The organism is Xanthomonas sp. F4, assembly GCF_011761895.1.
In genome coordinates, this window is the sequence record NZ_JAASQX010000001.1 from 360,645 (window position 1) to 383,125 (window position 22,481).

Annotated in this window: 20 protein-coding genes and 1 other RNA gene; 18 read left to right on the plus strand and 3 right to left on the minus strand. The window is 69.6% G+C overall.

What is annotated here, in order from left to right; genetic code table 11:
• Positions 1-17: 17 nt before the first annotated feature.
• Together rsmI and FHR66_RS01570 are read left to right on the plus strand one after the other, a co-directional pair.
• Positions 18-842: a 16S rRNA (cytidine(1402)-2'-O)-methyltransferase gene (gene rsmI / locus FHR66_RS01565; RefSeq protein WP_160966607.1), complete on the plus strand. Its 825-nt coding sequence runs from the start codon at positions 18-20 to the stop codon at positions 840-842.
• Between the two features lie 85 nt (positions 843-927).
• A complete protein-coding gene (locus tag FHR66_RS01570) occupies positions 928-1,356 on the plus strand; it encodes a GFA family protein (RefSeq protein ID WP_160966609.1) in 429 nt (142 codons plus the stop codon).
• Between the two features lie 65 nt (positions 1,357-1,421).
• Here the strand turns inward: FHR66_RS01570 and rnpB are convergent.
• Together rnpB and FHR66_RS01580 are read right to left on the minus strand one after the other, a co-directional pair.
• An RNA gene (rnpB, locus tag FHR66_RS01575) (RNase P RNA component class A) lies at positions 1,422-1,787 on the minus strand.
• A 228-nt stretch (positions 1,788-2,015) separates the two neighbouring features.
• Positions 2,016-2,780: an NRDE family protein gene (locus FHR66_RS01580; protein ID WP_160966611.1), complete on the minus strand. Its 765-nt coding sequence runs from the start codon at positions 2,778-2,780 to the stop codon at positions 2,016-2,018.
• 326 nt (positions 2,781-3,106) lie between these two features.
• Here FHR66_RS01580 and mraZ point away from each other — a divergent pair, with 326 nt between their 5' ends.
• The 15 genes from mraZ (at position 3,107) to lpxC (ending at position 20,760) form a co-directional block, all read left to right on the plus strand.
• The gene (mraZ, locus tag FHR66_RS01585; protein ID WP_026144304.1) at positions 3,107-3,553 is read left to right on the plus strand and encodes a division/cell wall cluster transcriptional repressor MraZ; all 447 of its coding nucleotides are present in this window, start codon (positions 3,107-3,109) and stop codon (positions 3,551-3,553) included.
• A gap of 14 nt (positions 3,554-3,567) precedes the next feature.
• Positions 3,568-4,617, plus strand: coding sequence for a 16S rRNA (cytosine(1402)-N(4))-methyltransferase RsmH (gene rsmH, locus FHR66_RS01590; RefSeq protein WP_160966613.1), 1,050 nt, complete (start codon positions 3,568-3,570; stop codon positions 4,615-4,617).
• The gene (gene ftsL / locus FHR66_RS01595) at positions 4,614-4,877 is read left to right on the plus strand and encodes a cell division protein FtsL (protein WP_009576670.1); all 264 of its coding nucleotides are present in this window, start codon (positions 4,614-4,616) and stop codon (positions 4,875-4,877) included. The genes rsmH and ftsL overlap by 4 nt, the downstream gene beginning before the upstream one ends.
• Positions 4,874-6,742: a penicillin-binding transpeptidase domain-containing protein gene (locus FHR66_RS01600; RefSeq protein WP_160966615.1), complete on the plus strand. Its 1,869-nt coding sequence runs from the start codon at positions 4,874-4,876 to the stop codon at positions 6,740-6,742. The genes ftsL and FHR66_RS01600 overlap by 4 nt, the downstream gene beginning before the upstream one ends.
• Positions 6,743-6,750: 8 nt before the next feature.
• Positions 6,751-8,223 carry a UDP-N-acetylmuramoyl-L-alanyl-D-glutamate--2,6-diaminopimelate ligase gene (locus tag FHR66_RS01605; protein ID WP_202394647.1) on the plus strand — a complete coding sequence of 491 codons (1,473 nt, stop codon included), beginning with the start codon at positions 6,751-6,753 and terminating at the stop codon, positions 8,221-8,223.
• Entirely contained in the window at positions 8,220-9,734 is a 1,515-nt protein-coding gene (locus FHR66_RS01610) for a UDP-N-acetylmuramoyl-tripeptide--D-alanyl-D-alanine ligase (protein ID WP_160966619.1), read from the plus strand. The genes FHR66_RS01605 and FHR66_RS01610 overlap by 4 nt, the downstream gene beginning before the upstream one ends.
• Positions 9,724-10,809, plus strand: coding sequence for a phospho-N-acetylmuramoyl-pentapeptide-transferase (gene mraY, locus FHR66_RS01615; RefSeq protein ID WP_010344435.1), 1,086 nt, complete (start codon positions 9,724-9,726; stop codon positions 10,807-10,809). Before FHR66_RS01610 ends, mraY begins: the two co-directional genes overlap by 11 nt.
• On the plus strand, positions 10,809-12,131 hold the full coding sequence (gene ftsW / locus FHR66_RS01620; RefSeq protein WP_167087284.1) for a putative lipid II flippase FtsW: 1,323 nt from the start codon (positions 10,809-10,811) through the stop codon (positions 12,129-12,131). Before mraY ends, ftsW begins: the two co-directional genes overlap by 1 nt.
• On the plus strand, positions 12,128-13,366 hold the full coding sequence (murG, locus tag FHR66_RS01625; RefSeq protein ID WP_160966623.1) for an undecaprenyldiphospho-muramoylpentapeptide beta-N-acetylglucosaminyltransferase: 1,239 nt from the start codon (positions 12,128-12,130) through the stop codon (positions 13,364-13,366). The genes ftsW and murG overlap by 4 nt, the downstream gene beginning before the upstream one ends.
• Positions 13,363-14,799 (plus strand): UDP-N-acetylmuramate--L-alanine ligase, encoded by a 1,437-nt coding sequence (murC, locus tag FHR66_RS01630; RefSeq protein ID WP_160966625.1) that lies wholly within the window; start codon positions 13,363-13,365, stop codon positions 14,797-14,799. The genes murG and murC overlap by 4 nt, the downstream gene beginning before the upstream one ends.
• Positions 14,796-15,737: a D-alanine--D-alanine ligase gene (locus tag FHR66_RS01635; protein ID WP_160966627.1), complete on the plus strand. Its 942-nt coding sequence runs from the start codon at positions 14,796-14,798 to the stop codon at positions 15,735-15,737. Before murC ends, FHR66_RS01635 begins: the two co-directional genes overlap by 4 nt.
• A gap of 127 nt (positions 15,738-15,864) precedes the next feature.
• Positions 15,865-16,719, plus strand: a complete 855-nt coding sequence (locus FHR66_RS01640; RefSeq protein ID WP_160966629.1) for a cell division protein FtsQ/DivIB — start codon at positions 15,865-15,867, stop codon at positions 16,717-16,719.
• Positions 16,716-17,951, plus strand: a complete 1,236-nt coding sequence (gene ftsA / locus FHR66_RS01645) for a cell division protein FtsA (protein ID WP_010340121.1) — start codon at positions 16,716-16,718, stop codon at positions 17,949-17,951. The genes FHR66_RS01640 and ftsA overlap by 4 nt, the downstream gene beginning before the upstream one ends.
• Positions 17,952-18,236: 285 nt before the next feature.
• Positions 18,237-19,463 carry a cell division protein FtsZ gene (ftsZ, locus tag FHR66_RS01650; protein ID WP_160966631.1) on the plus strand — a complete coding sequence of 409 codons (1,227 nt, stop codon included), beginning with the start codon at positions 18,237-18,239 and terminating at the stop codon, positions 19,461-19,463.
• Between the two features lie 382 nt (positions 19,464-19,845).
• Positions 19,846-20,760 (plus strand): UDP-3-O-acyl-N-acetylglucosamine deacetylase, encoded by a 915-nt coding sequence (gene lpxC / locus FHR66_RS01655; protein ID WP_160966633.1) that lies wholly within the window; start codon positions 19,846-19,848, stop codon positions 20,758-20,760.
• Between the two features lie 147 nt (positions 20,761-20,907).
• Here lpxC and FHR66_RS01660 read toward each other — a convergent pair whose 3' ends face one another.
• Complete coding sequence (locus FHR66_RS01660) at positions 20,908-21,384, minus strand: DUF721 domain-containing protein (protein WP_160966635.1); 477 nt, start codon at positions 21,382-21,384, stop codon at positions 20,908-20,910.
• Positions 21,385-21,394: 10 nt separating this feature from the next.
• Here FHR66_RS01660 and FHR66_RS01665 point away from each other — a divergent pair, with 10 nt between their 5' ends.
• Positions 21,395-22,342, plus strand: coding sequence for a peptidoglycan DD-metalloendopeptidase family protein (locus tag FHR66_RS01665; protein ID WP_160966637.1), 948 nt, complete (start codon positions 21,395-21,397; stop codon positions 22,340-22,342).
• Positions 22,343-22,481: the final 139 nt, after the last annotated feature.

Below are 22,481 nucleotides of genomic sequence, written 5' to 3' on the forward strand. Positions count from 1 at the left end.
ACCATGGAAAGCCGTAGATGAGCGCCCAGCCCGGAACCCTGCATGTCGTCGCCACGCCGATCGGCAACCTCGCCGACCTGACGCCGCGCGCCCAGGAGACGCTGCGCTCGGTGGCGGCGATCTGTGCCGAGGACACCCGCCGCAGCGGCCAGCTGCTGGCCCACTTCGGCATCGAGCGGCCGCTGCTGGCGCTGCACGAACACAACGAGGAGGCGTTGTCCCAGCGCATCGTCGCGCGCCTGCTGGAGGGCCAGTCGCTGGCCCTGGTCAGCGACGCCGGCACCCCGCTGGTCAGCGACCCCGGCTACCGCCTGGTGCGCGCGGCGCGCGCGGCCGGGGTGCGGGTCAGTCCGGTGCCCGGCGCCTGTGCGGTGATCGCCGCGCTCAGCGTGGCCGGCCTGCCCAGCGACCGCTTCGCCTTCGAGGGCTTCCTGCCGGCCAAGGCCTCGGCGCGCCGCGAGCGCCTGCTGCGTCTGGCCGGCGAGCCGCGCACCCTGGTGTTCTACGAAGCCTCGCACCGCATCGCCGAGTCCCTGGCCGACTGTCGCGCCGCTTTCGGGGATGCCCGCCCGGCGGTGCTGGCGCGCGAATTGACCAAGCTGTTCGAGACCGTGCTCGACGGGACCCTGGCCGACCTGCACGCCCGGGTCGAGGCCGACGACAACCAGCGCAAGGGCGAGTTCGTGCTGATGGTGCAGGGCGCCGGCGACGACGCCGACGCGCAGCTGGCCGAGGGCCGCCGCGTCTACGCCAAGCTCAGCGAGCACCTGCCGCCGTCCACCGCCGCCAAGCTCGCCGCCGAACTGACCGGTGCTTCGCGCAAGGCCCTGTACGGCGGCTGACGTGGCAGTAGGCCGGGCGTTCGGCACCACCCGTGCCAGGCTGTAGGGGCGTTCCATTTCTGCTTCTTTGATGAAAGGGCACACAATGAGCACAGCAGTTGCGAAGGAGCAGGGCGCGTGTCTCTGCGGCGCCGTTCGGCTGCAGGCGACGTTTTCCGCCCGCGAAATGGGGGCGTGTCACTGTTCGATGTGCCGTCGCTGGTCCGGCGGCGTATTCCTCGCGGTGGAATGCCGCGACGTCGAGGTCGAGAACGCAGAGAACGTGGGCGTGTATGCCTCGTCCGAATGGGGGGAGCGGTGCTTCTGCAAGGTCTGCGGCAGTACGCTGATGTGGCGGTCCAAGGACGGGACGCACCACGCGCTGTCCGTTCACCTCTTCGAGGATCCTTCCGGCTTCGCGTTGACGTCGCAGATCTTCATCGACGAAAAGCCGGCCAGCTACTCGTTCGCCGAACCCACCAGGAACATGACCGGCCCCGAATTCGTCGCCATGGTGACTGGCGCAGCGCAATAGTGGCCCGTCTGGACAGGCCGGGCGGCTGTCCCCGGCCAGCGGTGGGCAGGGGGCGTAGAAAAAAGCGGCGGAGCCGGCCGATAAGCCGGGTTCTGTCGTGGACAGTCATTCTTCTAGGCGCACCGTCACCGGTACGCTCGAGCAACCTACCCGGACCCGACGCGGGCCGCGCCATGAGGTCCCTATTTGGTCTTGCTCCAGGTGGGGTTTGCCGTGCCGGTCCGTTACCGGACTCGCGGTGCGCTCTTACCGCACCATTTCACCCTTACCGGCCTGCTTGCGCAGACGTAGGCGGTATCTTTCTGTTGCACTTTCCGTCGGCTTGCGCCGCCCAGGCGTTACCTGGCACCTTGCCCTATGGAGCCCGGACTTTCCTCGGCATCCCGCCGCACCGAAGTGCGAGGGGATGACGCGACTGTCTGGCCGACTCCGCCGCGCGCATTGTCGCATGTTAAGCCGGAGCCCGGGATTCGGGATTCGGGATTCGGGATTTTTACGCGAGTGCAGGGCGGTTGCGATTGCATTGTGGGAGGGACTGAAGTCCCTCCCACGAAAATCGCCGCTTTTTGTATCAGGTCGCTGACAGCGATTTCGCGCCTCATCCCATGCTTCCCGAATCCCGAATCCCGAATCCCGAATCCCGGGTCACGAGTCACGAGTCACGAGTCCCGGTTCTCCAGCCGCGTCTCCCCCAGGAACACCCCATCCGGGCCGAACCGGCGCTCGTGGATCCAGCCGTGGCCGGCGGCGTCCACCGCGACGATGGTGCTGGCGCGGGTGCCGTAGTCATGGCCACGGATGAAGGCCGGCGACAGCCGCCGCTCCAGTTCCGGGCCGACCCCGGTGTCGGGCAGGTTGTCCGGGTCGGCCAGGGTCTCGTCGGCCAGCGCCCGCCACAGCGGCGCCAGGTCGTCTTCGCCGGCGGCGATCCAGGCGGTCACGGCAGTGCGCAGACGCAGGGTCTTCGGCCAGGGCGCGTCCAGCGCGCCGTTGGACATGCCGTGCACGCCTGGCGCCAGGGCGCTGCGGCCGGGCGGGTGGTTGCCGACGTAGGCGGCGCCGGCGGCATCGGCCAGCAGCAGGTTGAACGGCGGATAGGCGTCGGCGCGCGCCGCCAGTGCTTCGGCGAAAGCCGCAGCCGGCTGCGCGCCAGTCAGGTAGTCGGCGATCAGGGCGCCGCGCGAAGCGCCGGACATCGACGCCAGCGGGTCGCGCACATTGGTGACCACGGCGCAGCGGCCGGCCTCGTCCAGCCCCACCCAGGTACCCCCGGAACGCAGGTCGCGCCCGGCCAGCAGGCGTTGCGCCGGGGCCGGCCAGCGCTGCAGTGGCGCGGTCGGGCGGGCGTGGAATTCGTCGCGGTTGCCGACCAGCAGCAAGCGCCATCGCGGGTGCGCAGCGTGCGCGAGAACGACCAGACACATGCGCCGCAGTGTGCGCGCTTGCGCAATCGGGTGCGAGTCCATGTGCCATGTCGACGGCCGGTGACGATGGCCTTAACGCCCCGTACACAGGCCTGAATTTCCGTTCAATCTCAAAATTTGAGACGAAACAGTAACTTGTGGATAAGCCTTGAACAAGTCTCTAAAGATTGCTGCAAACCATTGATCCCGCTAGCGATTTGCCGCTCGCAAAGTTGTTGACAACCTGTTGCGCGCTGCTAAGGTGGGCACTTGAGGGGAAACCGGGTTTTTTGTGGTTTTTCGTGGTTCAATGACCGCCCAGGCGGATTCGGAAAGGTGCAGGCGTCGTGTTTCAGGGCGAGACCGCAATCACTGTGGACGACAAGGGGCGTATGGCGGTTCCCACCGCGTACCGCGACCTCGTCGCGCGCGTGAGCGGCAATCGGCTGGTGCTGACCTACAACCCGTTCGAGGCCGGCTGCCTGTGGCTGTATGCGGAGAAGGAGTGGGAGCGGGTCCGTGACGACGTCATGGCCAAGCCCAATACCCAGCGCGTGGTGCGGGTCCTGCAGCAGAAGCTGGTGGGTTCGTCGGCCGCGCTGGAGCTGGACGCCAACGCCCGCATCACCATTCCGCCGAGCCATCGCGCTGCGGTGGGCATTGAAAAGCGCGCCGTGCTGTTGGGCATGGGCGACAAGTTCGAACTGTGGAGCGAGCAGGCTCATCGCGCACTGATCCAGCAGACGTTGTCTGACGAGGATCTGGGCGATGGATTGCTCGATCTGAAGTTGTGAGTCGGGGTGTCCGGATGCGCGGACAGGCGCAGGCCGGTCACCTCCCGGTGTCGCAACCATCGGCGGCGCATGTGCCGGTGTTGTTCGCGCAGGTCCTGGACGGGCTGCAGGTGATCGAAAACGGAATCTATCTGGATGGCACGTTCGGGCGTGGCGGACACGCGCGCGGGGTGCTGCACAAACTCGGCCCAGGAGGCCGGCTGCTGGTGATGGACAAGGATCCCGAGGCGATCGCCGAAGCCGAACATGCGTTCGGCGGCGACGCGCGCGTGTCCATCTATCGCGGCAGCTTTGCCGAGCTGGGCCAGTGGGACGCCGCCACCGCCCTGGACGGGGTGCTGTTCGACCTGGGCGTGTCCTCGCCGCAGCTGGACGTGGCCGAACGCGGCTTCTCCTTCGGCAAGGACGGCCCGCTGGACATGCGCATGGACCCGGAGGCCGGCGAGAGCGCGGCGCAGTGGCTGGCGCGCGCCGACGAGCGCGAGATCGCCGACGTGCTGTGGACCTACGGCGAAGAGCGGCAGAGCCGGCGCATCGCCCGCGCCATCGTCGCCCGTCGCGAGAAGCAACCGCTGACCCGCACCGCCGAGCTGGCCGAGCTGATCGCCAGCGTGATGCCGCGCGGCGACAGCAAGACCCACCCGGCCACGCGCAGCTTCCAGGCCATCCGCATCCATATCAACCGCGAACTGGCCGATCTGGAGACCGGCCTGGACGCGGCGCTGGCCCGGCTCAAGCCCGGCGGCCGCCTGGCGGTGATCAGCTTCCACTCGCTGGAAGACCGCATCGTCAAGCAGTTCATGCAGCGCCACGCCAAGGCCCCGCCGAGCAACCGCCGCCTGCCCGAGGCCACCACGTTCGTGCCGACCCTGCGCCTGCACGGCGGCGCCATCAAGGCCGACGCCGACGAACTGGCAGTGAACCCGCGCGCGCGCAGCGCGGTGCTGCGGGTGGCTGAGAAGCTGGGATTGGGGATTCGGGATTCGGGATTCGACGAGCACTCCTCCCCAATCTCCAATCCCCACTCCCCAATCCCGGCGTCTCCGCACGGAGACGCCCCATGAGCCGGTTGCTGCTGATCGTCCTGCTCGCCTGCACCATCGCCTCAGCGATCGGCGTGGTGTACATGCGCCATCGCCATCGCCAGTTGTTCGTGGAGCTGTCGCGGCTGGAGCACAACCGCGACGAGCTGAACATCGAGTTCGGGCGGCTGCAGCTTGAGCAGGCGACCTGGGCCGAGAGCAATCGCGTCGATCAGGTCGCGCGCGAGCGGTTGGGGATGAAGTTCCCCGAGACCGGCGACATCGTGGTGGTGCGCCCGTGAGCAAGAGCGGACGCAACCGCACCCGCAGCAACTTCAACCTGCGCGGCCGCCTGGTGCTGGTCGGCGCGGCGCTGGGCCTGTGCTCGGTGACCCTGATCGGCCGCGCGGCCTACGTGCAGTTGATCAACAGCGACTTCTACCAGCGCCAGGGCGAGGCGCGCTATCTGCGCGAACTGCCGATCGCCACCTCGCGCGGCATGATCACCGACCGCAATGGCGAGCCGCTGGCGGTGTCCACGCCGGTGGAGTCGATCTGGGTCAACCCGCAGGAACTGCTGCGCAGCCCGGACCGCATCCCGCAGCTGGCGCAGGCGCTGGATCTGCCGGTCGACGAGCTGACCGCCAAGCTGTCGCAGAAGGCGGACAAGGAGTTCATGTACCTCAAGCGCCGGATCAATCCGGACAAGGCGCATGCGGTGGTCGCGCTGGGCATCCCCGGCGTGTTCTCGCAGCGCGAATTCCGCCGCTTCTACCCGCAGGGCGAAGCGATGGCGCACGTGCTGGGCTTCACCAACATCGACGACCGCGGCCAGGAAGGTCTGGAGCTGGCGTTCGATTCCTGGCTGCGCGGCAAGCCGGGCGCCAAGCGGGTGATCCGCGACCGCAAGGGCGCGATCGTCGAGAGCATCGACCTGGTCAAGCCGGCGCAGCCGGGCAAGGACCTGACCCTGAGCATCGATCGCCGCATCCAGTTCCTGGCCTACAAGGAACTGCGCAACGCGCTGGTCGAGAACAAGGCCGCCGGCGGCTCGATCGTGATCATGGACGTGGCCACCGGCGAGATCCTGGCCATGGTCAACCTGCCGACCTACAACCCCAATGCGGTCAACGGGGTCAACCCGGACGTGCGCCGCAACCGCGCGGTCACCGACCTGGTCGAGCCGGGCTCGACGATGAAGCCGCTGACCATCTCCACCGCGCTCAAGGCCGGGGTGGTGACCAAGGACACGCTGATCGACACCAACCCCGGCTACATGGCCGTGGGCCGCTTCACCATCAAGGACGTGCCGCGCAACAACGGCGTGCTGACCGTGACCGGGGTGATCACCCGCAGCTCCAACATCGGCGCGGCCAAGATCGCGGCCAAACTGCCGGACCAGACCTTCTACGACCAGGTCCACAGCTACGGCTACGGCAGCTCCCCGCACAGCGGCTTCCCCGGCGAATCGGCCGGCGTGTTCCCGTCGCCGGCGCGCTGGAGCGGTTCGTCCAAGACCACCATGTCCTACGGCTACGGCCTGTCGGTGACGCCGCTGCAGATCGCCCGCGCCTATTGCGCGCTGGGCAACGGCGGGCGCCTGGTGACCCCGACCTTCGTCAAGGGCCAGCACGAGGACAGCAAGCAGGTGCTGGATCCGGCGATCGCCAAGGAAGTGGTGGCGATGATGGAGACCGTGGTCACCCAGGGCGGCGCCAAGGGCGCGGCGATCCTGGGCTACCACGTCGCCGGCAAGACCGGCACCGCGCGCAAGGCCGGCCCCGGCGGCTACGAGCGCGGCCACTACAACGCGCTGTTCGCGGGCCTGGTGCCGGCGAGCAACCCGCGTTTCGCCACGGTCATCGTGATCAACGACCCGCAGGGCGCCAAGTACTACGGCGGCCTGGTCTCGGCGCCGGTGTTCCACAACGTGATGGAAGGCGCGCTGCGGCTGATGGACGTGCCGCCGGACGACATCCAGTCGTGGCTGGCCGCGCAGGCCGCCGGCAAGAGCGGCCACGCGCCGCCGCCGGCGCAGGTTGAACCGGATCCGGCGACCGTGCCCGACGCCGCCGCCGAGGTCGATGCCGCGCTGCCCAGCGCGCGCGCGGTGGCGCCGCCGGCGCCGGCCGCGTTGCCGGCGCCGCTGCAGGAGACCCGCCAGTGACCCGCGCGATGTCGCTGTCGCAACTGTTGCCGGGTGTGGCTTTGCCGCACGACGTGCAGGTGTCCGGTCTGGTGATGGACAGCCGCGCGGTGCGCCCGGGCGATGCCTTCGTGGCGATCGCCGGGTTCGGCGCGCACGGCCTGGGTTTCGTCGAACAGGCGCGCGCCAACGGCGCCGTCGCGGTGCTGTACGACCCGCCGGCCCCGGCCGAGCTGCCGGCGCCGGCCGACGCGATCGCGGTGCCGGGCCTGCGCGCGCGCATGGGCGCGATGGCCGATCAGTTCCATGGCCATCCGTCGCAGACCATGACCATGGTCGGCGTCACCGGCACCAACGGCAAGACCTCCACCGTGCAACTGCTGGCGCAGGCCTGGCATCTGCTGGGCACCCGCAGCGGCAGCATCGGCACGCTCGGCGCCGGCCTGTACGGACAGGTGCAGCCGACCGGTTTCACCACGCCGCTGGTGCTGCCGCTGCACGCGCTGCTGGCGCAGCTGCGCGACGCCGGCGCGCAGGCGGTGGCGATGGAAGTCAGCTCGCACGCGCTCGACCAGGGCCGCGTGGACGCGGTGCATTTCGACGTGGCGGTGTTCACCAATCTCACCCGCGACCATCTCGACTACCACGGCGACATGGCGGGCTACGGCGCGGCCAAGGCGCGCCTGTTCGCCACGCCGGGGCTGAAGTCGGCGGTGATCAACCTGGACGATGCGTTCGGCCGCGCGTTGCTGGAAAAACTGGATCCGGCGCTGCGCCGCATCGCGGTCAGCTCGCGCGGCCAGGACGGTGCCGAGGTGCGCGCAGAGGCGCTGCGCCTGGACGCGCGCGGCATCGGCTTCACCCTGGCGATCGGCGAAGAGCGGCATCCGCTGCAGTCGCCGTTGCTGGGCCGTTTCAACGTCGACAACCTGCTGGCCGTGGCCGGCGCGCTGCACGCGCTGGACGTGGCGCCGGTGCGCATCGCCGCCACCCTGGCGCAACTGCAGCCGATCCGCGGGCGCATGAACCGGCTGGGCGGCGATGGCGCGCAGCCGCTGGTGGTGGTCGACTACGCGCACACCCCCGACGCGCTGGAACAGGCGTTGCAGAGCCTGCGCGCGCACGTGCAGGGCCGCATCACCTGCGTGTTCGGTTGCGGCGGCGAGCGCGATACCGGCAAGCGCCCGCAGATGGCGGCGATCGCGCAGCGCCTGGCCGAGCGCGTGGTGGTCACCGACGACAACCCGCGTGGCGAGGACGGCGACCGCATCGTCGCCGACATCCTGGCCGGCTTCGACGGCATGCAGGCGGTGCAGGTGCAGCGCGACCGTGCGCAGGCGATCGCCATGGCGGTCGCCGACGCCGGCGCCGAGGACATCGTGCTGATCGCCGGCAAGGGCCACGAGCCCTACCAGGAGATCGCCGGCGTGCGGCATCCGTTCGACGACACCGAGGTCGCCGCGCAGGCCCTGCGCGCGCATGCGGCGGAGGTGGCCCGATGAAGCGCCTGCCGTTGTCGATGATCGCGCACTGGGCCGGCGCCGAACTGCATGGCGACGACGTGGCGATCGATGCGATCAGCCACGACACCCGCAGCCTGGCTGCCGGCAGCCTGTACGTGGCGCTGCGCGGCGAGCGTTTCGACGGCCACGCCTTCGCCGCCGACGCCGCCGCGCGCGGCGCCAGCGCGCTGCTGGTGGAGCGCGTGCAGCCGGAGATCGAACTGCCGCAGATCGTCGCCGCCGATACCCAACTGGCGCTGGCGCGGATCGCCGCCGGCATGCAGCGCGGCCGCGCCACCCGCGTGGCCGCGATCACCGGCAGCAACGGCAAGACCAGCGTCAAGGCGCTGCTGCTGGCGATCCTGCAGCATGCCTGCCGCATCGACGGCGGCAGCGTCTATGCCAACCCCGGCAACCGCAACAACGAGATCGGCCTGCCGCTGGCGGTGATCGAGGCGCCGGACGACGCCGACTACGCGATCTACGAGATGGGCGCCGGCAAGCCGGGCGACATCGCCTACCTCGCCGACATCGCGCCGCCGCAGGTGTCGCTGGTCAACAACATCGCCGCCGCGCACCTGGAGCGCATGGGCAGCCTGCTCGGCGTGGCGCAGACCAAGGGCGCGATCTACACCGCGCTGCCGGCCGACGGCACCGCGGTGATCAATGCCGACGACGCGTTCGGCCTGTGGTTCGAGCAGCGCCTGCCGATGGGCGAGGCGCGGCCGCAGGTGCTGCGCTTCGGCCTGCAGCCGGGCGCCGAGGTCGGTGCCGCGCAGATCCGCATGGCCGCCGACCGCACCCAGTTCGTGCTGACCACGCCGCGCGGCGACGTCGAGGCGACGCTGCCGCTGCCGGGCCGGCATAACCTGCAGAACGCCCTGGCCGCCGCCGCGCTGGCGCTGGCGCTGGACGTGGCGCCAGCGCGCATCGCCGCCGGCCTGGCGCAGGTGCAGCCGGTGCCGGGTCGGCAGATCACCCACACGCTGCCCAATGGCGCGGTGCTGATCGACGACAGCTACAACGCCAACCCCGGCTCGCTGGCCGCGGCGATCGACGCCCTGGCCGCGGCCGGCGGCGAGCGTTGGCTGGTGCTGGGCGACATGCGCGAACTTGGCGCCGGCGCCGAGGCGCTGCATGCCAGCGGCGGCCGCCGCGCGCGCGATGCCGGGCTGACCCGGCTGTACGCGCTCGGCCCGCTCAGCGCCCATGCCGCACAGGCGTTCGGCGAGAACGGCCGGGTGTTCGACAGCCATGCGGCGCTGATCGAAGCGCTGCAGCGCGATCTGGCGGCCGTGGCCGGGACCCGGGAACAGCAGGATCAAGAGCAGGAAGTGAAGCACATGCATGAGAACACCGGCGCGCCGTCCGTTGGCGCGCCTTCGCGGGACCCGGGACCCGGGTCCCGGGTCCCGGCCACGCTCCTCGTCAAGGGCTCGCGCGGCAGCGCCATGGATACCGTCGTGCGCGCGCTGCTGAACCAGGCACAGGAGGCGCCGCATGCTGCTTGAACTCGCCCGCTGGCTGCAGCAGCTCGAAAGCATGTTCGGGCTGTTCGGCTATCTGACCTTCCGTGGCATCCTCGCGGCGCTGACCTCGCTGTTCCTGTCGCTGTGGCTGGGCCCGGCGGTGATCCGCAAGCTGGCGCAGTTCAAGGGCGGCCAGCCGATCCGCCAGGACGGCCCGCAGACCCACTTCTCCAAGGCCGGCACCCCGACCATGGGCGGCTCGCTGATCCTGCTCACCGTGCTGCTGTCGGTGCTGCTGTGGGGCGACCTGCGCAACCGCTACGTGTGGCTGGTGCTGGCGGTGATGCTGGCGTTCGGCGTGATCGGCTGGTACGACGACTGGATCAAGATCGTGCGCCGCGACCCGAACGGCCTGAAGTCGCGCTGGAAGTACCTGCTGCAGTCGATCTTCGGCCTGGCCGCGGGCCTGTTCCTGTACTACACCGCCGACGTGCCGGCGGCGATCACCTTCTACATCCCGATGTTCAAGTCGATCGCGCTGCCGCTGGCCGGGATCAGCTTCGTCGCCATCGCCTACTTCTGGATCGTCGGCTTCTCCAACGCGGTCAACCTCACCGACGGCCTGGACGGCCTGGCGATCATGCCGACGGTGCTGGTGGCCTGCGCGCTGGGCGTGTTCGCCTACGCCTCGGGCAACGCGGTGTTCTCGGCCTACCTGAAGATCCCGACCATTCCCGGTGCCGGCGAACTGATCATCATCTGCGCGGCGATCGCCGGCGCGGGCCTGGGCTTCTTGTGGTTCAACACCTACCCGGCGATGGTGTTCATGGGCGACATCGGCGCGCTGGCGCTGGGCGCGGTGCTGGGCACCATCGCGGTGATCGTGCGCCAGGAACTGGTGCTGGTGATCATGGGCGGCGTGTTCGTCATCGAGACCCTGTCGGTGATGATCCAGGTCGCCTCGTTCAAGCTCACCGGCAAGCGCGTGTTCCGCATGGCGCCGATCCACCACCACTTCGAACTGAAGGGTTGGCCGGAGCCGCGGGTGATCGTGCGCTTCTGGATCATTTCGGTGGTGCTGGTGCTGGTCGGCCTGGCCACGTTGAAGGTGCGCTGATGAACGACACCGCCCGCCAAGCGACCCGCCTGGAGGCCATCGGTGGCCGCTACGACCCGTGGCTGCTCGGCGCCGCGGTGGCGCTGGCGTCGCTGGGCGTGGTCATGGTCGGCTCCAGCTCGATCGAGCTGACCACCAGCCCGTTCTATTACCTGAGCCGCCACCTGCTGTTCCTGGCCGGCGGCGTCGGCCTGGCGATCTGGGCGATGCGCACCGAGCTGAAGAACATCGAGCAGTACAACCAGTTGCTGCTGCTGGCCTGCTTCGGCCTGCTGCTGGTGGTGTTCGTGCCTGGCCTGGGCAGCACCGTCAATGGCGCGCGGCGCTGGATCAACCTGGGCATCTCGCGCTTCCAGACCGTGGAAGCGGTGAAGGTGTTGTACATCGTGTGGCTGTCCAGCTACCTGGTGCGCTTCCGCGACGAGGTCAACGCGACCTGGCCGGCGATGCTCAAGCCGCTGGGCGTGGCGGTGGCGCTGGTCGGCCTGCTGCTGCTGCAGCCGGACTTCGGCTCGTCCACGCTGCTGCTGGCGATCACCGCCGGCATGCTGGTGCTGGGCGGGGTGAACCTGCCGCGCATGTCGATGCCGATCGTGATCGGCCTGCCGGTGTTCGCCTTCATCGCGATCCTCGAGCCGTATCGCCTGCGCCGCATCACCTCCTTCCTCGATCCCTGGGCCGACCAGCTCGGCTCCGGCTACCAGCTGTCCAACGCGCTGATGGCGGTGGGCCGCGGCGAACTGTTCGGGGTCGGCCTGGGCGGCTCGGTGCAGAAGCTCAACTACCTGCCGGAAGCGCACACCGACTTCATCTTCTCGGTGATCGCCGAGGAGCTGGGCTTCGTCGGCGTGTGCTTGATCATCTCGCTGTACGCGCTGCTGGTCGGCCGTGCGTTCTGGCTGGGCATGCGCTGCGTGGAGATGAAGCGCCACTTCTCTGGCTACATCGCCTTCGGCATCGGCCTGTGGATCAGCCTGCAGAGCTTCGTCTCGGTCGGCGTGAACCTGGGCATCCTGCCGACCAAGGGCCTGACCCTGCCGCTGATCTCCGCCGGCGGTTCCAGCGTGCTCATGACCTGCGTGGCGATGGGCCTGCTGCTGCGCGTGTCCTACGAACTCAACCGCGCCGAGCGCCAGGTGGCGCTGGTGCGCAGCGATGCGGCGATGCCGGTCAAGCAGACCGTCGACAACGCCGAGGACCTGCACGCCGCGCGCGAGGCCAGCGCCAGCGCGGTCGCCGCGGCGATCCAGGGCGGCGCCCCGGGGCGCGGTACCAGCCGCATGCAGCCGCGCGTCGAACCCACCTTCGGGAGGCTGGGATGAGCGCGGTGCAGGGCGATCGTCCGGTAATGATCCTCGCCGGCGGCACCGGCGGGCACATCTTCCCCGCGCTGGCCGTGGCCAAGGTGCTGCGCGCGCGCGGCGTGCCGGTGGTGTGGCTGGGCGCGGCCGGGCGCATGGAAACGCGGCTGGTGCCGGAACACGGCATCGAGCTGGACACCATCGAGATCGGCGGCCTGCGCGGCAAGGGCGCGCTGGCCCTGTTCGGCGCGCCGGTGCGGGTGATGCGCGCCGTGCGCGCTGCCGGCTTCGTACTGCGCCGGCGTGCGCCGCGCGCGGTGATCAGTTTCGGCGGTTTCGCTGCCGGTCCCGGCGGCCTGGCCGCGCGGCTGCTCAAGCTGCCGCTGCTGGTGCACGAACAGAACCGCGCGCCGGGCCTGACCAACAAGGTGCTGGCGCGGGTCGCACGGCGCGTGCTGACCGGCTTCCCCGGCAGCTTCGCCACCCGCGAGGAAGCGGTAGGCAACCCGGTGCGCGCCGAGATCGCCGCGCTGGCGCCGCCGGCGCAGCGCCTGGCCGGTCGCCACGGCGCGCCGCGGCTGCTGGTGCTGGGCGGCAGCCAGGGCGCACGTGTGCTCAACCAGGCATTGCCGAAGGCGTTGGCCGCGCTCGGCGTGGCCGTCGAGGTGCGCCACCAGTGCGGCGAAGCGCTGCGCGAGGAAGCCGCGCGCGCCTATGCCGATGCCGGCGTGGCCGCCAGCGTCGAAGCCTTCATCGGCGACATGGCCGACGCCTACGCCTGGGCCGATCTGGTGGTGTGCCGCGCCGGCGCCTCGACCTTGGCCGAACTGTGTGCGGTCGGCATCGGCAGCGTGCTGGTGCCGTTCGCCGCCGCCGTCGACGACCACCAGACCCGCAACGCTGAATACCTGGTCGAGCGCGGCGCGGCCGTGCTGCTGAAACAGGACGACGCCCTGGCCGACCACCTGCAGCGCGTGCTGCGCGACCTGCTGGCACAGCCCGCACAGCGCCTGGCCATGGCCGAGGCCGCACGCCAGCTGGCCAAGCCGGATGCGGCCGAACGCATCGCGGACATCGTGTTGGAAGAGGCCGGGAGTCGGGATTCGGGATTGGGGATTGGTAAAAAGCAGGAGCACAAGCAGGACACCATGCAGACACCCGTACAGCGTGCAGCGCTGCGGCCATCGGCCGCCAGCGACACGAATCCCCAATCCCCAATGCCGAATCCCGGCACCTCCACCGGAGGTGCCCAATGATCCGCCGTCTCCACGACACCGGCGATCTGGTCCGCGCGTTCCCGCGCGTGCACTTCGTCGGCATCGGCGGCACCGGCATGAGCGGCATCGCCGAGGTCATGCTGACCCTGGGCTATGAGGTCTCCGGCTCGGACAACGCCGACAACGCGGCCACCCGGCGCCTGGTCAAACTCGGCGCGCGGGTGATGCGCGGGCACTCGGCCGCCAACGTACTCGGCACCGATTGCGTGGTGGTGTCCAGCGCGATCCGCGAAGACAACCCGGAACTGATGGAAGCGCGCAGCCAGCGCATTCCGATCATGCCGCGTGCGGCGATGCTGGCCGAGCTGATGCGCTTCCGCCGCGGCATCGCGGTGGCCGGCACCCACGGCAAGACCACCACCACCAGCCTGGCCGCGGCGGTGCTCAGCGAAGGCGGTCTGGACCCGACCTTCGTGATCGGCGGGCAACTGCTCGCCGCCGGCGCCAACGCCAAGCTCGGCGGCGGCCAGTGGCTGGTCGCCGAGGCCGACGAGAGCGACGGCAGCTTCCTGCGCCTGAACCCGCTGATCTCGGTCATCACCAACATCGATGCCGACCACCTGGAGAACTACGGCAACGACTTCGCCCGGGTCCAGGCCGCGTTCGCCGAGTTCCTGCAGCGCCTGCCGTTCTACGGCCTGGCGGTGCTGTGCATCGATGATCCGGAAGTCGCCGCGCTGGCAGCGAAGACCCCGCGTCACGTGATGAGCTACGGCCTCAGCGAGAACGCCGACGTGCGCGCCGAGGACGTGGTCCAGGACGGCCCGCGCATGCGCTTCACCCTGCGCCTGCCGGAAGGCAGCAGCATCCCGGTGACCCTGGCGCTGCCGGGCCGCCACAACGTGCTCAACGCACTCGCCGCCGCCGCCATCGGCTGGCAGCTGGGCGTGGCGCCGGAGGCGATCGCCAGCGCGCTGCAGAGCTTCGCCGGCATCGGCCGCCGCTTCAACGACCTGGGCGAAGTGACCACCGCCGGCGGCGCGCGCGTGCGCCTGGTCGACGACTACGGCCATCATCCGCGCGAGCTGGCCGCGGTGTTCGCTGCCGCGCGTGGCGGCTGGCCGGACAAGCGCCTGGTGGTCGCGTTCCAGCCGCATCGCTACAGCCGTACCCGCGACCAGTTCGATGCCTTCGCCGCGGTGCTGTCGGAAGTGGACGCCCTGGTGCTCAGCGAGGTCTACCCGGCCGGCGAGGCGCCGATCCCGGGCGCAGACGCGCGCTCGCTCGCCCGTGCGATCCGCGCACGTGGCCGCAGCGAGCCGGTGGTGGTCGGCCAGGTCGGCGAACTCGACAGCGTGCTGCCGGACGTGCTGCAGGACGGCGACCTGTTGCTGATGATGGGCGCGGGCGACATCGGCTACGTCGCCCAGCACATCGCCCAGCACGGCTTCGCCGGCGGAGCGGACGCATGAGCGCGCAGACCCTGCCGCCGCCGCGCGTCACCGACCCGGCCGCGTTCGGCCGCGTCGCCGTGCTGCTCGGCGGCAGCTCCAGCGAGCGCGAGGTGTCGCTGAACTCGGGCGCCAACGTGCTCGAGGCGCTGCGCAGCCGCGGCGTCGACGCGCAGCCGGTGGACGGCATTTCCGCTCTGCTTGAGCGCATCCGCGCCGGCGAGGTCGACCGCGTATTCAACATCCTGCACGGCGGCGACGGCGAGAACGGCGTGCTGCAGGGTCTGCTGCGCGCGTTGCAGGTGCCGTTCACTGGCCCCGACGTGCTCGGCAGCGCGCTGACCCTGGACAAGATCCGCACCAAGCAGGTGTGGATCGCCGCCGGCTTGCCGACTCCGGGCTTCGCCCGCATCGACGCCCAGGCCGACCTGGCCGCGGCGGCCGCCGCGCTGGGCTATCCGCTGTTCGTCAAGCCGGCCTGCGAAGGCTCCAGCGTCGGCGTGTTCCGCGTGCTGTCCGAGGCCGACCTGGCGCCGGTGCGCGCCTTCGCTGCCGACTACCGCGGCGAACTGCTGATGGAGCAGATGGTGCAGGGCGAGGAATACACCGTCGGCATCCTCGGCGACGTCGCGCTGCCGTCGATCCGCATCGTGCCCGCGGGCGACTGGTACGACTACCACGCCAAGTACATCGCCGAGGACACCCAATACCTGTGCCCAGGCATGGAAGGCGAGGACGAGACCCGGATCCGCCAGCTCGCGCTGCAGGCCTTCGCCGCGGCCGGCTGCAGCGGCTGGGGCCGCGTCGACGTGATGCGCGACCGCGTGCGCGGCCTGCAACTGATCGAGGTCAACACCGCCCCGGGCATGACCAGCCATTCGCTGGTGCCCAAGGCCGCGGCGCAGCTGGGCGTGGATTTCGCCGGCCTGTGCTGGCGCATCCTGGAGCAGACGCTGTGAAGCCGGGATTGGGGATTCGGGATTGGGGATTCGCACCGTCGGCGCTTCGCGCCGCCGGCGCGGTCTGCTGCGCGCATTGCGCCAATCCCGAATGCCCAATCCCCAATCCCGCACGCGGAGCGCGCCCATGAACGCCTCCCTGCGCATCCTCGCCTGGTTGCTGGCACTGGCCCTGGTCGCGCTGCCGATCGTGGCCGTGCTCAACGGCTGGGTCGGCGCCGAGCGCTGGCCGCTGAGCCGGCTGCAGGTCAGCGGCGACTTCAAGCGCGTGTCCGCCGAGCAGTTGCGCCAGGTGGTGCTGCCGTATGCGCGGCGCGGCTTCTTCGCGGTGCGCCTGCAGGATGCGCAGAACGCGATCGAGCGCCTGCCGTGGGTGGAGAGCGCGCGCGTGCGCAAGCGCTGGCCGGACGTGCTGGAAGTGCGCGTCACCGAACATCGTCCGTTCGCGCGCTGGGGCGCGGACCGCATGCTGTCCGAGCAGGGGCGCATCTTCGCCCTGCCCAACGAACTGCGCGACGTGGCGCTGCCGCACCTGGACGGTCCCGACGCCAAGGCCGCCGACGTGGTCGCGCTGTACAACGCCTCGCGCGCGCTGTTCGCTCCGGTCGGCTTGCCGGTGCAGGGCGTGGCCCTGGACGCGCGCGGCAGCTGGTCGCTGGCGCTGGGCAACGGCGTGCAGGTGGTGGTCGGGCGCGACGACGCGCGCGCGCGCCTGGAGCGCTTCGCCCGGGTGCTGCCGCAACTGCTGCAGCCGGGCCAGCCGCCGCTGGCGCGCGCCGATCTTCGCTACACCAACGGATTCACGGTGGCATGGGTACCCGAGAGCAAAGAGCCGAGTAAGGAGCCGGGCAAGGAGAAGAAACCCGCGGCGCCGGCCCAGCCCACGCGCCACGCGGCACTGGCCGACCCTCCATCCCATCGCGAGAGCCCGCTCTTCTCCATTCCCCATTCCCGATTCTCTATTCCCGGCTCCAAGACATGAACCGCAAAGGCGACAAATCCCTCATCGTTGGACTGGACATCGGCACCTCGAAGGTCGTCGCGCTGGTCGGCGAATATTCGCCCGGCAACCCGATCGAGGTGATCGGCATCGGTTCGCACGAATCGCGCGGTCTCAAGCGCGGCGTGGTCGTGGACATCGAATCCACCGTGCAGTCGATCCAGCGCGCGATCGAGGAAGCCGAGCTGATGGCTGGCTGCGAGATCCGCTCGGTGTACGCGTCGATCTCCGGCAACCACGTGCAGTGCAAGAACTCGCCGGGCATCGTGCCGATCCGCGACGGCGAGGTGACCTGGAACGATCTGGACCGCGTGCTGGAAGCGGCCAAGGCGGTGGCGATCCCGGCCGACCAGCGCATCCTCCACGCGATCCCGCGCGAGTACGTGCTGGACGATTCGCAGGAAGGCATCCGCAACCCGGTCGGCATGACCGGCGTGCGCCTGGAGGTACACGCGCACCTGGTGGTGTGCGCGCAGTCGGCGGCGGCCAACATCAGCAAGTGCGTGCAGCGCTGCGGCCTGCAGGTGGACGACCTGATCCTGTCCTCGCTGGCGTCCTCGGTGGCGGTGCTGACCGCCGACGAGCGCGAGCTGGGCGTGGTGCTGGTGGACATGGGCGCCGGCACCACCGACCTGGCGGTGTTCGTGCAGGGCGCGATCTGCCACACCGCCTCGCTGCCGATCGCCGGCGACCACGTCACCAACGACATCGCGCACATGCTGCGCACGCCCACCCCGGAAGCCGAGCAGATCAAGGTGCGCTACGCCTGCGCGCTGGCGCAGCTGGCCACCGCGGAAGAAAGCATCCAGGTGCCCAGCGTCGGCGACCGCCCGCCGCGGCGCATGCCGCGCCATTCGCTGGCGCAGGCGGTGCAGGGTCGCTACGAGGAGATCTTCGAGATGGTGCAGGCGGAACTGCGCCGCTCCGGCTTCGAGGAACTGGTGCGCGCCGGCATGGTGCTGACCGGCGGCGCCTCGAAGATGGAAGGCGTGGTCGAACTGGCCGAGGAAATGGTGCAGATGCCGGTACGCGTGGGCATTCCCCAGCACGTCACCGGCCTGGGCGAGGTCGTGGGCAACCCGGTCCACGCCACCGGCGTGGGCCTGCTGCTGATGGGCAGCCAGATCGAACACCCGCGCCGCCCGTCGCTGCCGACCGGCCGCGCCGGCAGCTTGTTCAAGAAATTGAAGAACTGGTATCGCGGCGAGTTTTGATGGAGCCGGGATTCGGGATTCGACATTCGGGATTGGTGGGAGCAACAGCGGTAGGTAGAGAGAGTGGAGAGCGGTAGGTAGGCAGGCGATAGGTTTTTTTGCAGTGATTCCGCCGCGGAAAGGGTCACGGAACTGGGTAGTCGCTCTTGCGAATCCCCACTCCCGAATCCCGAATCCCGGCATCCAAACAACAACACTCGCCGGACGGAGAGGCAGGGAAAAAGGATCGGAGTTCTCCGAATCCCCAATCCCCACTCCCCAATCCCGGCTCAAGAGGACACGGACATGGCGCATTTCGAACTGATTGAAAAGATGGCACCCAATGCAGTGATCAAGGTCGTTGGCGTGGGCGGCGGCGGCGGCAACGCGGTCGCGCACATGGTCAGCAGCAGCGTGGACGGCGTGGAATTCATCACCGCTAACACCGACTCGCAGGCGATCAAGAACTGCGGCGCCAAGCTGCAGCTGCAGCTCGGCACTAACGTCACCAAGGGCCTGGGCGCGGGCGCGAACCCGGAAGTCGGCCGCCAGGCCGCGCTGGAAGACCGCGAGCGCATCATGGACGCGCTGCAGGGCGCGGACATGGTGTTCATCACCGCCGGCATGGGCGGCGGCACCGGCACCGGCGCCGCGCCGGTGGTGGCGCAGCTGGCCAAGGAAATGGGCATCCTGACCGTGGCCGTGGTCACCAAGCCGTTCCCGTTCGAAGGCCGCCGCCGCATGCAGGTGGCGCTGAAGGGCATCGAGGAACTGAGCCAGCACTGCGACTCGCTGATCACCATCCCCAACGAGAAGCTGATCACCGTGCTCGGCCGCAACGCCACCATGATCCAGGCGTTCCGCGCCGCCAACGACGTGCTGCAGGGCGCGGTGCAGGGCATCGCCGACCTGATCGTGCGTCCGGGCCTGATCAACGTCGACTTCGCCGACGTGCGCACCGTGATGTCGGAAATGGGCCTGGCGATGATGGGCACCGGCTCGGCCCGCGGCGACGATCGCGCGCAGGCCGCTGCCGAAGCCGCAATCCAGAACCCGCTGCTGGACGACGTCAACCTGGCCGGCGCCAACGGCATCCTGGTCAACATCACCGCCGGCCCGGACTTCACCATGGCCGAGTTCGACGAGATCGGCCGCACCATCGAGGGCTTCTCCTCCGAGGACGCCACCGTGGTGGTCGGCACCGTGCTGGATCCGGACATGCAGGACGAAGTGCGCGTGACCGTGGTCGCCACCGGCCTGAACCGCGCGGTGTCGCGCCAGTCGCAGCGTCCGGAGCAGCGTGCGCCGATCAAGCTGGTGCGCAACGCCACCACCGGCCAGCCGGAGTTCGGCGACTTCGAGCACGGCGGCGATGCCGTGTCCAAGGCGGTCGGCGGTGCGATGGGCCTGGGCCTGCGTCGTCCGAGCGGCGAGTCGATGAGCCCGGCGGCCGCCGCGCCGACCCCGGCCGCGGCCGACCTGCCGAGCGACTACCTGGATATCCCGGCGTTCCTGCGCCGCCAGGCCGACTGATGCCGTCCCTGGCGCAGCCGTCCGGCTTGCGGATGGGCCTGCCCGGCCATCCATGGCCGGGCGCGGGGCCGCTCGCGAAGCCGTGCTTCGCAAGCAAGCGGCCCACCCTGCGCCGCCAGGCCGACTGAGGTCGATGCGTCATCGGCCGGCGTTCGCGCCGGCCCGCAACACCGCCGTCCAGGAGCGCCTCCCTGGTCGGCGCGCCGTGTCCCTTGCTGCCGGGTCCTCGCGACCCGGCAGGTTTTTGCGACCGCGACGCCGGCGCGGGCCAGCGTTGCACCCATGGGATGCTGTGACCGCTTTGTTAAAATTTGGCTAAACGCGTGATATTCTCGTTGTCTGTTCAGTTCCCGTGCGAACAGACGTTTCCAGACTGTCTGCCATGACCCAGCAACGCACTCTCAAGAACACGATCCGCGCCACCGGCGTGGGCCTGCACAGCGGCGACAAGGTCTACATGACCCTGCGCCCCGCACCGGCCGACCACGGCATCGTGTTCCGACGCGTGGACCTGGATCCGGCGGTGGACGTGCCTGCCGATGCCGAGCTGGTCACCGAGACCACGCTGTGCACCGGCTTGAGCCGCGGCCAGGCCAAGATCCAGACCGTGGAGCACCTGATGTCGGCGATGGCCGGCCTCGGCGTGGACAACGCCATCGTCGAACTGTCCTCGGCCGAACTGCCGATCATGGACGGCTCGGCCGGTCCGTTCGTGTTCCTGCTGCAGTCGGCGGGCATCGTCGAGCAGGACAAGGCCAAGCGCTTCATCCGCATCAAGCGCGAAGTGGAAGTGCGCGACGGCGACAAGATCGCCCGCTTCGTGCCCTACGACGGCGGCTACAAGCTCGGTTTCACCATCCAGTTCGATCACCCGATGATCCCGGCCAAGCAGTCGCGCCAGGAAATCGAGTTCTCGACGATGGCCTACATCAAGGAAATCTCCCGCGCGCGCACCTTCGGCTTCATGCGCGACCTGGAGTACATGCGCGAGCGCAATCTCGGCCTGGGCGGTTCGATGGACAACGCCATCGTGCTCGACGAGTTCCGCGTGCTCAACGATGACGGCCTGCGCTATGCCGACGAGTTCGTGCGCCACAAGATCCTCGATGCGATCGGCGACCTTTACCTCGCCGGCGGCGCCATCCTCGGTGCCTACGAGGGCTACAAGTCCGGCCATGCGCTGAACAACAAGCTGGTCCGCGCGCTGCTCGCCGAACAGGCGGCCTGGGAATGGGTCAGCTTCGAATCCGCCGCGCAGCAGGCGCCGGTGGCCTACGGGGCCGTGGCTTACGCCTGAATCCGTTCAGCCCGGCCAGCGGCCGGGTGGGGATCACGGAATCGGCAATCGGCCGGTTCTTCTTCTCCCCTTAACATCGATTTAACGAATCGGTAACGACCTCACGCCCGACGCCCGCTAGGATGCGTCGGGTCGCGGCGTGCGTGTCTACGTACGTCGACGGCCGCGGTCGGAGCCCGCGGTCGCATCAGGCGTCGCGGAGCCGACGTCCTGCAGGGAAGCCAGAGCCTCGCGCAGCCCCTTGTGCGTGGCCGCAGAAACCGGAGCTGGCTTGCTTCTTGCCTGCTGCATTGGGGAATGCGCGGGTGCAGTCGCAGTCTTGACGGTCACTTTGGTGGCTTTCAGCCCGAGGGAACGGGCCGCAGCAAGGATGTCGGCCTCGGCCAGCCTGACCCGGGCGTGCCAGACCGGAGACTCAACGAGAAAAACGAGCTGCTCGCCGTTCACATTGGCCAACCGGCAACGGGAGGCCAGGTTCGGCGGCAGATGGGAGCGTAACTGCCGGTCCAGCGCGTCGAGCCACAGGGCGCGTCGCAACGGGTCGCCCGCCTTGTCCGCCAGTGCGGCGTCCAACGCCGGCTGCGGCGTGGCGGTATGGCCTTCGCCGGACTTTCGCTTAGACATGAAAACTCATATGACGTTCAAGAAGATCGTAATCCGTTCCAGTGAAAAGGGGGTCAAGACGTTGCCGTGGCGATTGCGCGATTTCGCCGATCGCCGCCCCCTCGCCGCGCTCGGCGCGGTCCTCGGACTCGGCATGGTACTCGGCATCGGCGTCAGCGCCGCAGCCGGATGGGGTGGTTCGGCGCAACTGCGCGCCAAGCTCGAACGGCAGGACCAGGAGCTGGCGCAGGTGCGCCGCGACGCGCAGACCCAGGTCAACGCCCTGGCCGCGCGCCTGGGCGAGCTGCAGGCGCAGGCGACCCGGCTCAACGCGCTCGGCGAGCGCCTGACCCGCATGGGCAAGCTGCAGGACGGTGAGTTCGACTTCGACCAGCCGGTCGGCGTCGGTGGCGGCGACGACGAGCCCAGCCACGACATGCCCGCGCAGCAGCTCGGCAAGGAGCTGGACGGGCTGCAGCAGAAGTTCGCCACCTCAGGCCAGCAGCTGTCGGTGCTCGAATCGCTGCTGTTCGACCATCAGCTGGACCAGAACGCGGTGCCCTCGCGGATGCCGATCCGCAACAGCTACATCACCTCGGCCTTCGGCGGCCGCGCCGATCCGTTCGGCCGCGGCACCGGCAACCACAAGGGCATCGACTTCCACGCCAATGTCGGCGACCCGGTGCTGGCGGTGGCCGACGGCGTGGTCAGCTATTCCGGCGTGCGCGGCGGCTACGGCAACGTGGTCGAGGTCGACCACGGCAACGGCTATGTCACCCGCTATGCGCACAATTCGCGGCTGTCGGTGAAGGTCGGCGACCTGGTGCGGGTCGGCCAGGAAGTGGCCAAGGCCGGCTCCACCGGCCGGTCCACCGGCGCCCACGTGCATTTCGAGGTGTGGAAGGACGGGGTGGTGGTGAACCCGGCCAAGTTCCTCGGCGATGGCGCCATTCCGGTGGGTCGCCGCGGCCGCGGCTGAGTTCTGCAGGGGGCGGCGTGCCGGCGCTTGAATCGCCGGGCCCCGCCCCAAGCTACAATGTGCTTTGCCATCGACAGGGCGCCTCGCGCCCTGTTTCGTTTGCGGCCCGTCGATTCCCTGGGGATCGGGCCGCGCGGGC

Excerpts from the sequence above, each read along its gene's own strand:
- FHR66_RS01610 (WP_160966619.1), top strand. The coding sequence starts at position 8,220 with ATGAAGCGCCTGCCGTTGTCGATGATCGCGCACTGGGCCGGCGCCGAA.
- FHR66_RS01570 (WP_160966609.1), top strand. The coding sequence starts at position 928 with ATGAGCACAGCAGTTGCGAAGGAGCAGGGCGCGTGTCTCTGCGGCGCC.
- mraY (WP_010344435.1), top strand. The coding sequence starts at position 9,724 with ATGCTGCTTGAACTCGCCCGCTGGCTGCAGCAGCTCGAAAGCATGTTC.
- FHR66_RS01580 (WP_160966611.1), bottom strand. The coding sequence starts at position 2,780 with ATGTGTCTGGTCGTTCTCGCGCACGCTGCGCACCCGCGATGGCGCTTG.
- ftsW (WP_167087284.1), top strand. The coding sequence starts at position 10,809 with ATGAACGACACCGCCCGCCAAGCGACCCGCCTGGAGGCCATCGGTGGC.
- murG (WP_160966623.1), top strand. The coding sequence starts at position 12,128 with ATGAGCGCGGTGCAGGGCGATCGTCCGGTAATGATCCTCGCCGGCGGC.
- rsmH (WP_160966613.1), top strand. The coding sequence starts at position 3,568 with ATGCGCGGACAGGCGCAGGCCGGTCACCTCCCGGTGTCGCAACCATCG.
- FHR66_RS01665 (WP_160966637.1), top strand. The coding sequence starts at position 21,395 with ATGACGTTCAAGAAGATCGTAATCCGTTCCAGTGAAAAGGGGGTCAAG.
- lpxC (WP_160966633.1), top strand. The coding sequence starts at position 19,846 with ATGACCCAGCAACGCACTCTCAAGAACACGATCCGCGCCACCGGCGTG.
- ftsL (WP_009576670.1), top strand. The coding sequence starts at position 4,614 with ATGAGCCGGTTGCTGCTGATCGTCCTGCTCGCCTGCACCATCGCCTCA.
- murC (WP_160966625.1), top strand. The coding sequence starts at position 13,363 with ATGATCCGCCGTCTCCACGACACCGGCGATCTGGTCCGCGCGTTCCCG.
- FHR66_RS01635 (WP_160966627.1), top strand. The coding sequence starts at position 14,796 with ATGAGCGCGCAGACCCTGCCGCCGCCGCGCGTCACCGACCCGGCCGCG.
- FHR66_RS01640 (WP_160966629.1), top strand. The coding sequence starts at position 15,865 with ATGAACGCCTCCCTGCGCATCCTCGCCTGGTTGCTGGCACTGGCCCTG.
- FHR66_RS01660 (WP_160966635.1), bottom strand. The coding sequence starts at position 21,384 with ATGTCTAAGCGAAAGTCCGGCGAAGGCCATACCGCCACGCCGCAGCCG.
- ftsA (WP_010340121.1), top strand. The coding sequence starts at position 16,716 with ATGAACCGCAAAGGCGACAAATCCCTCATCGTTGGACTGGACATCGGC.
- FHR66_RS01605 (WP_202394647.1), top strand. The coding sequence starts at position 6,751 with ATGTCGCTGTCGCAACTGTTGCCGGGTGTGGCTTTGCCGCACGACGTG.
- rsmI (WP_160966607.1), top strand. The coding sequence starts at position 18 with ATGAGCGCCCAGCCCGGAACCCTGCATGTCGTCGCCACGCCGATCGGC.
- ftsZ (WP_160966631.1), top strand. The coding sequence starts at position 18,237 with ATGGCGCATTTCGAACTGATTGAAAAGATGGCACCCAATGCAGTGATC.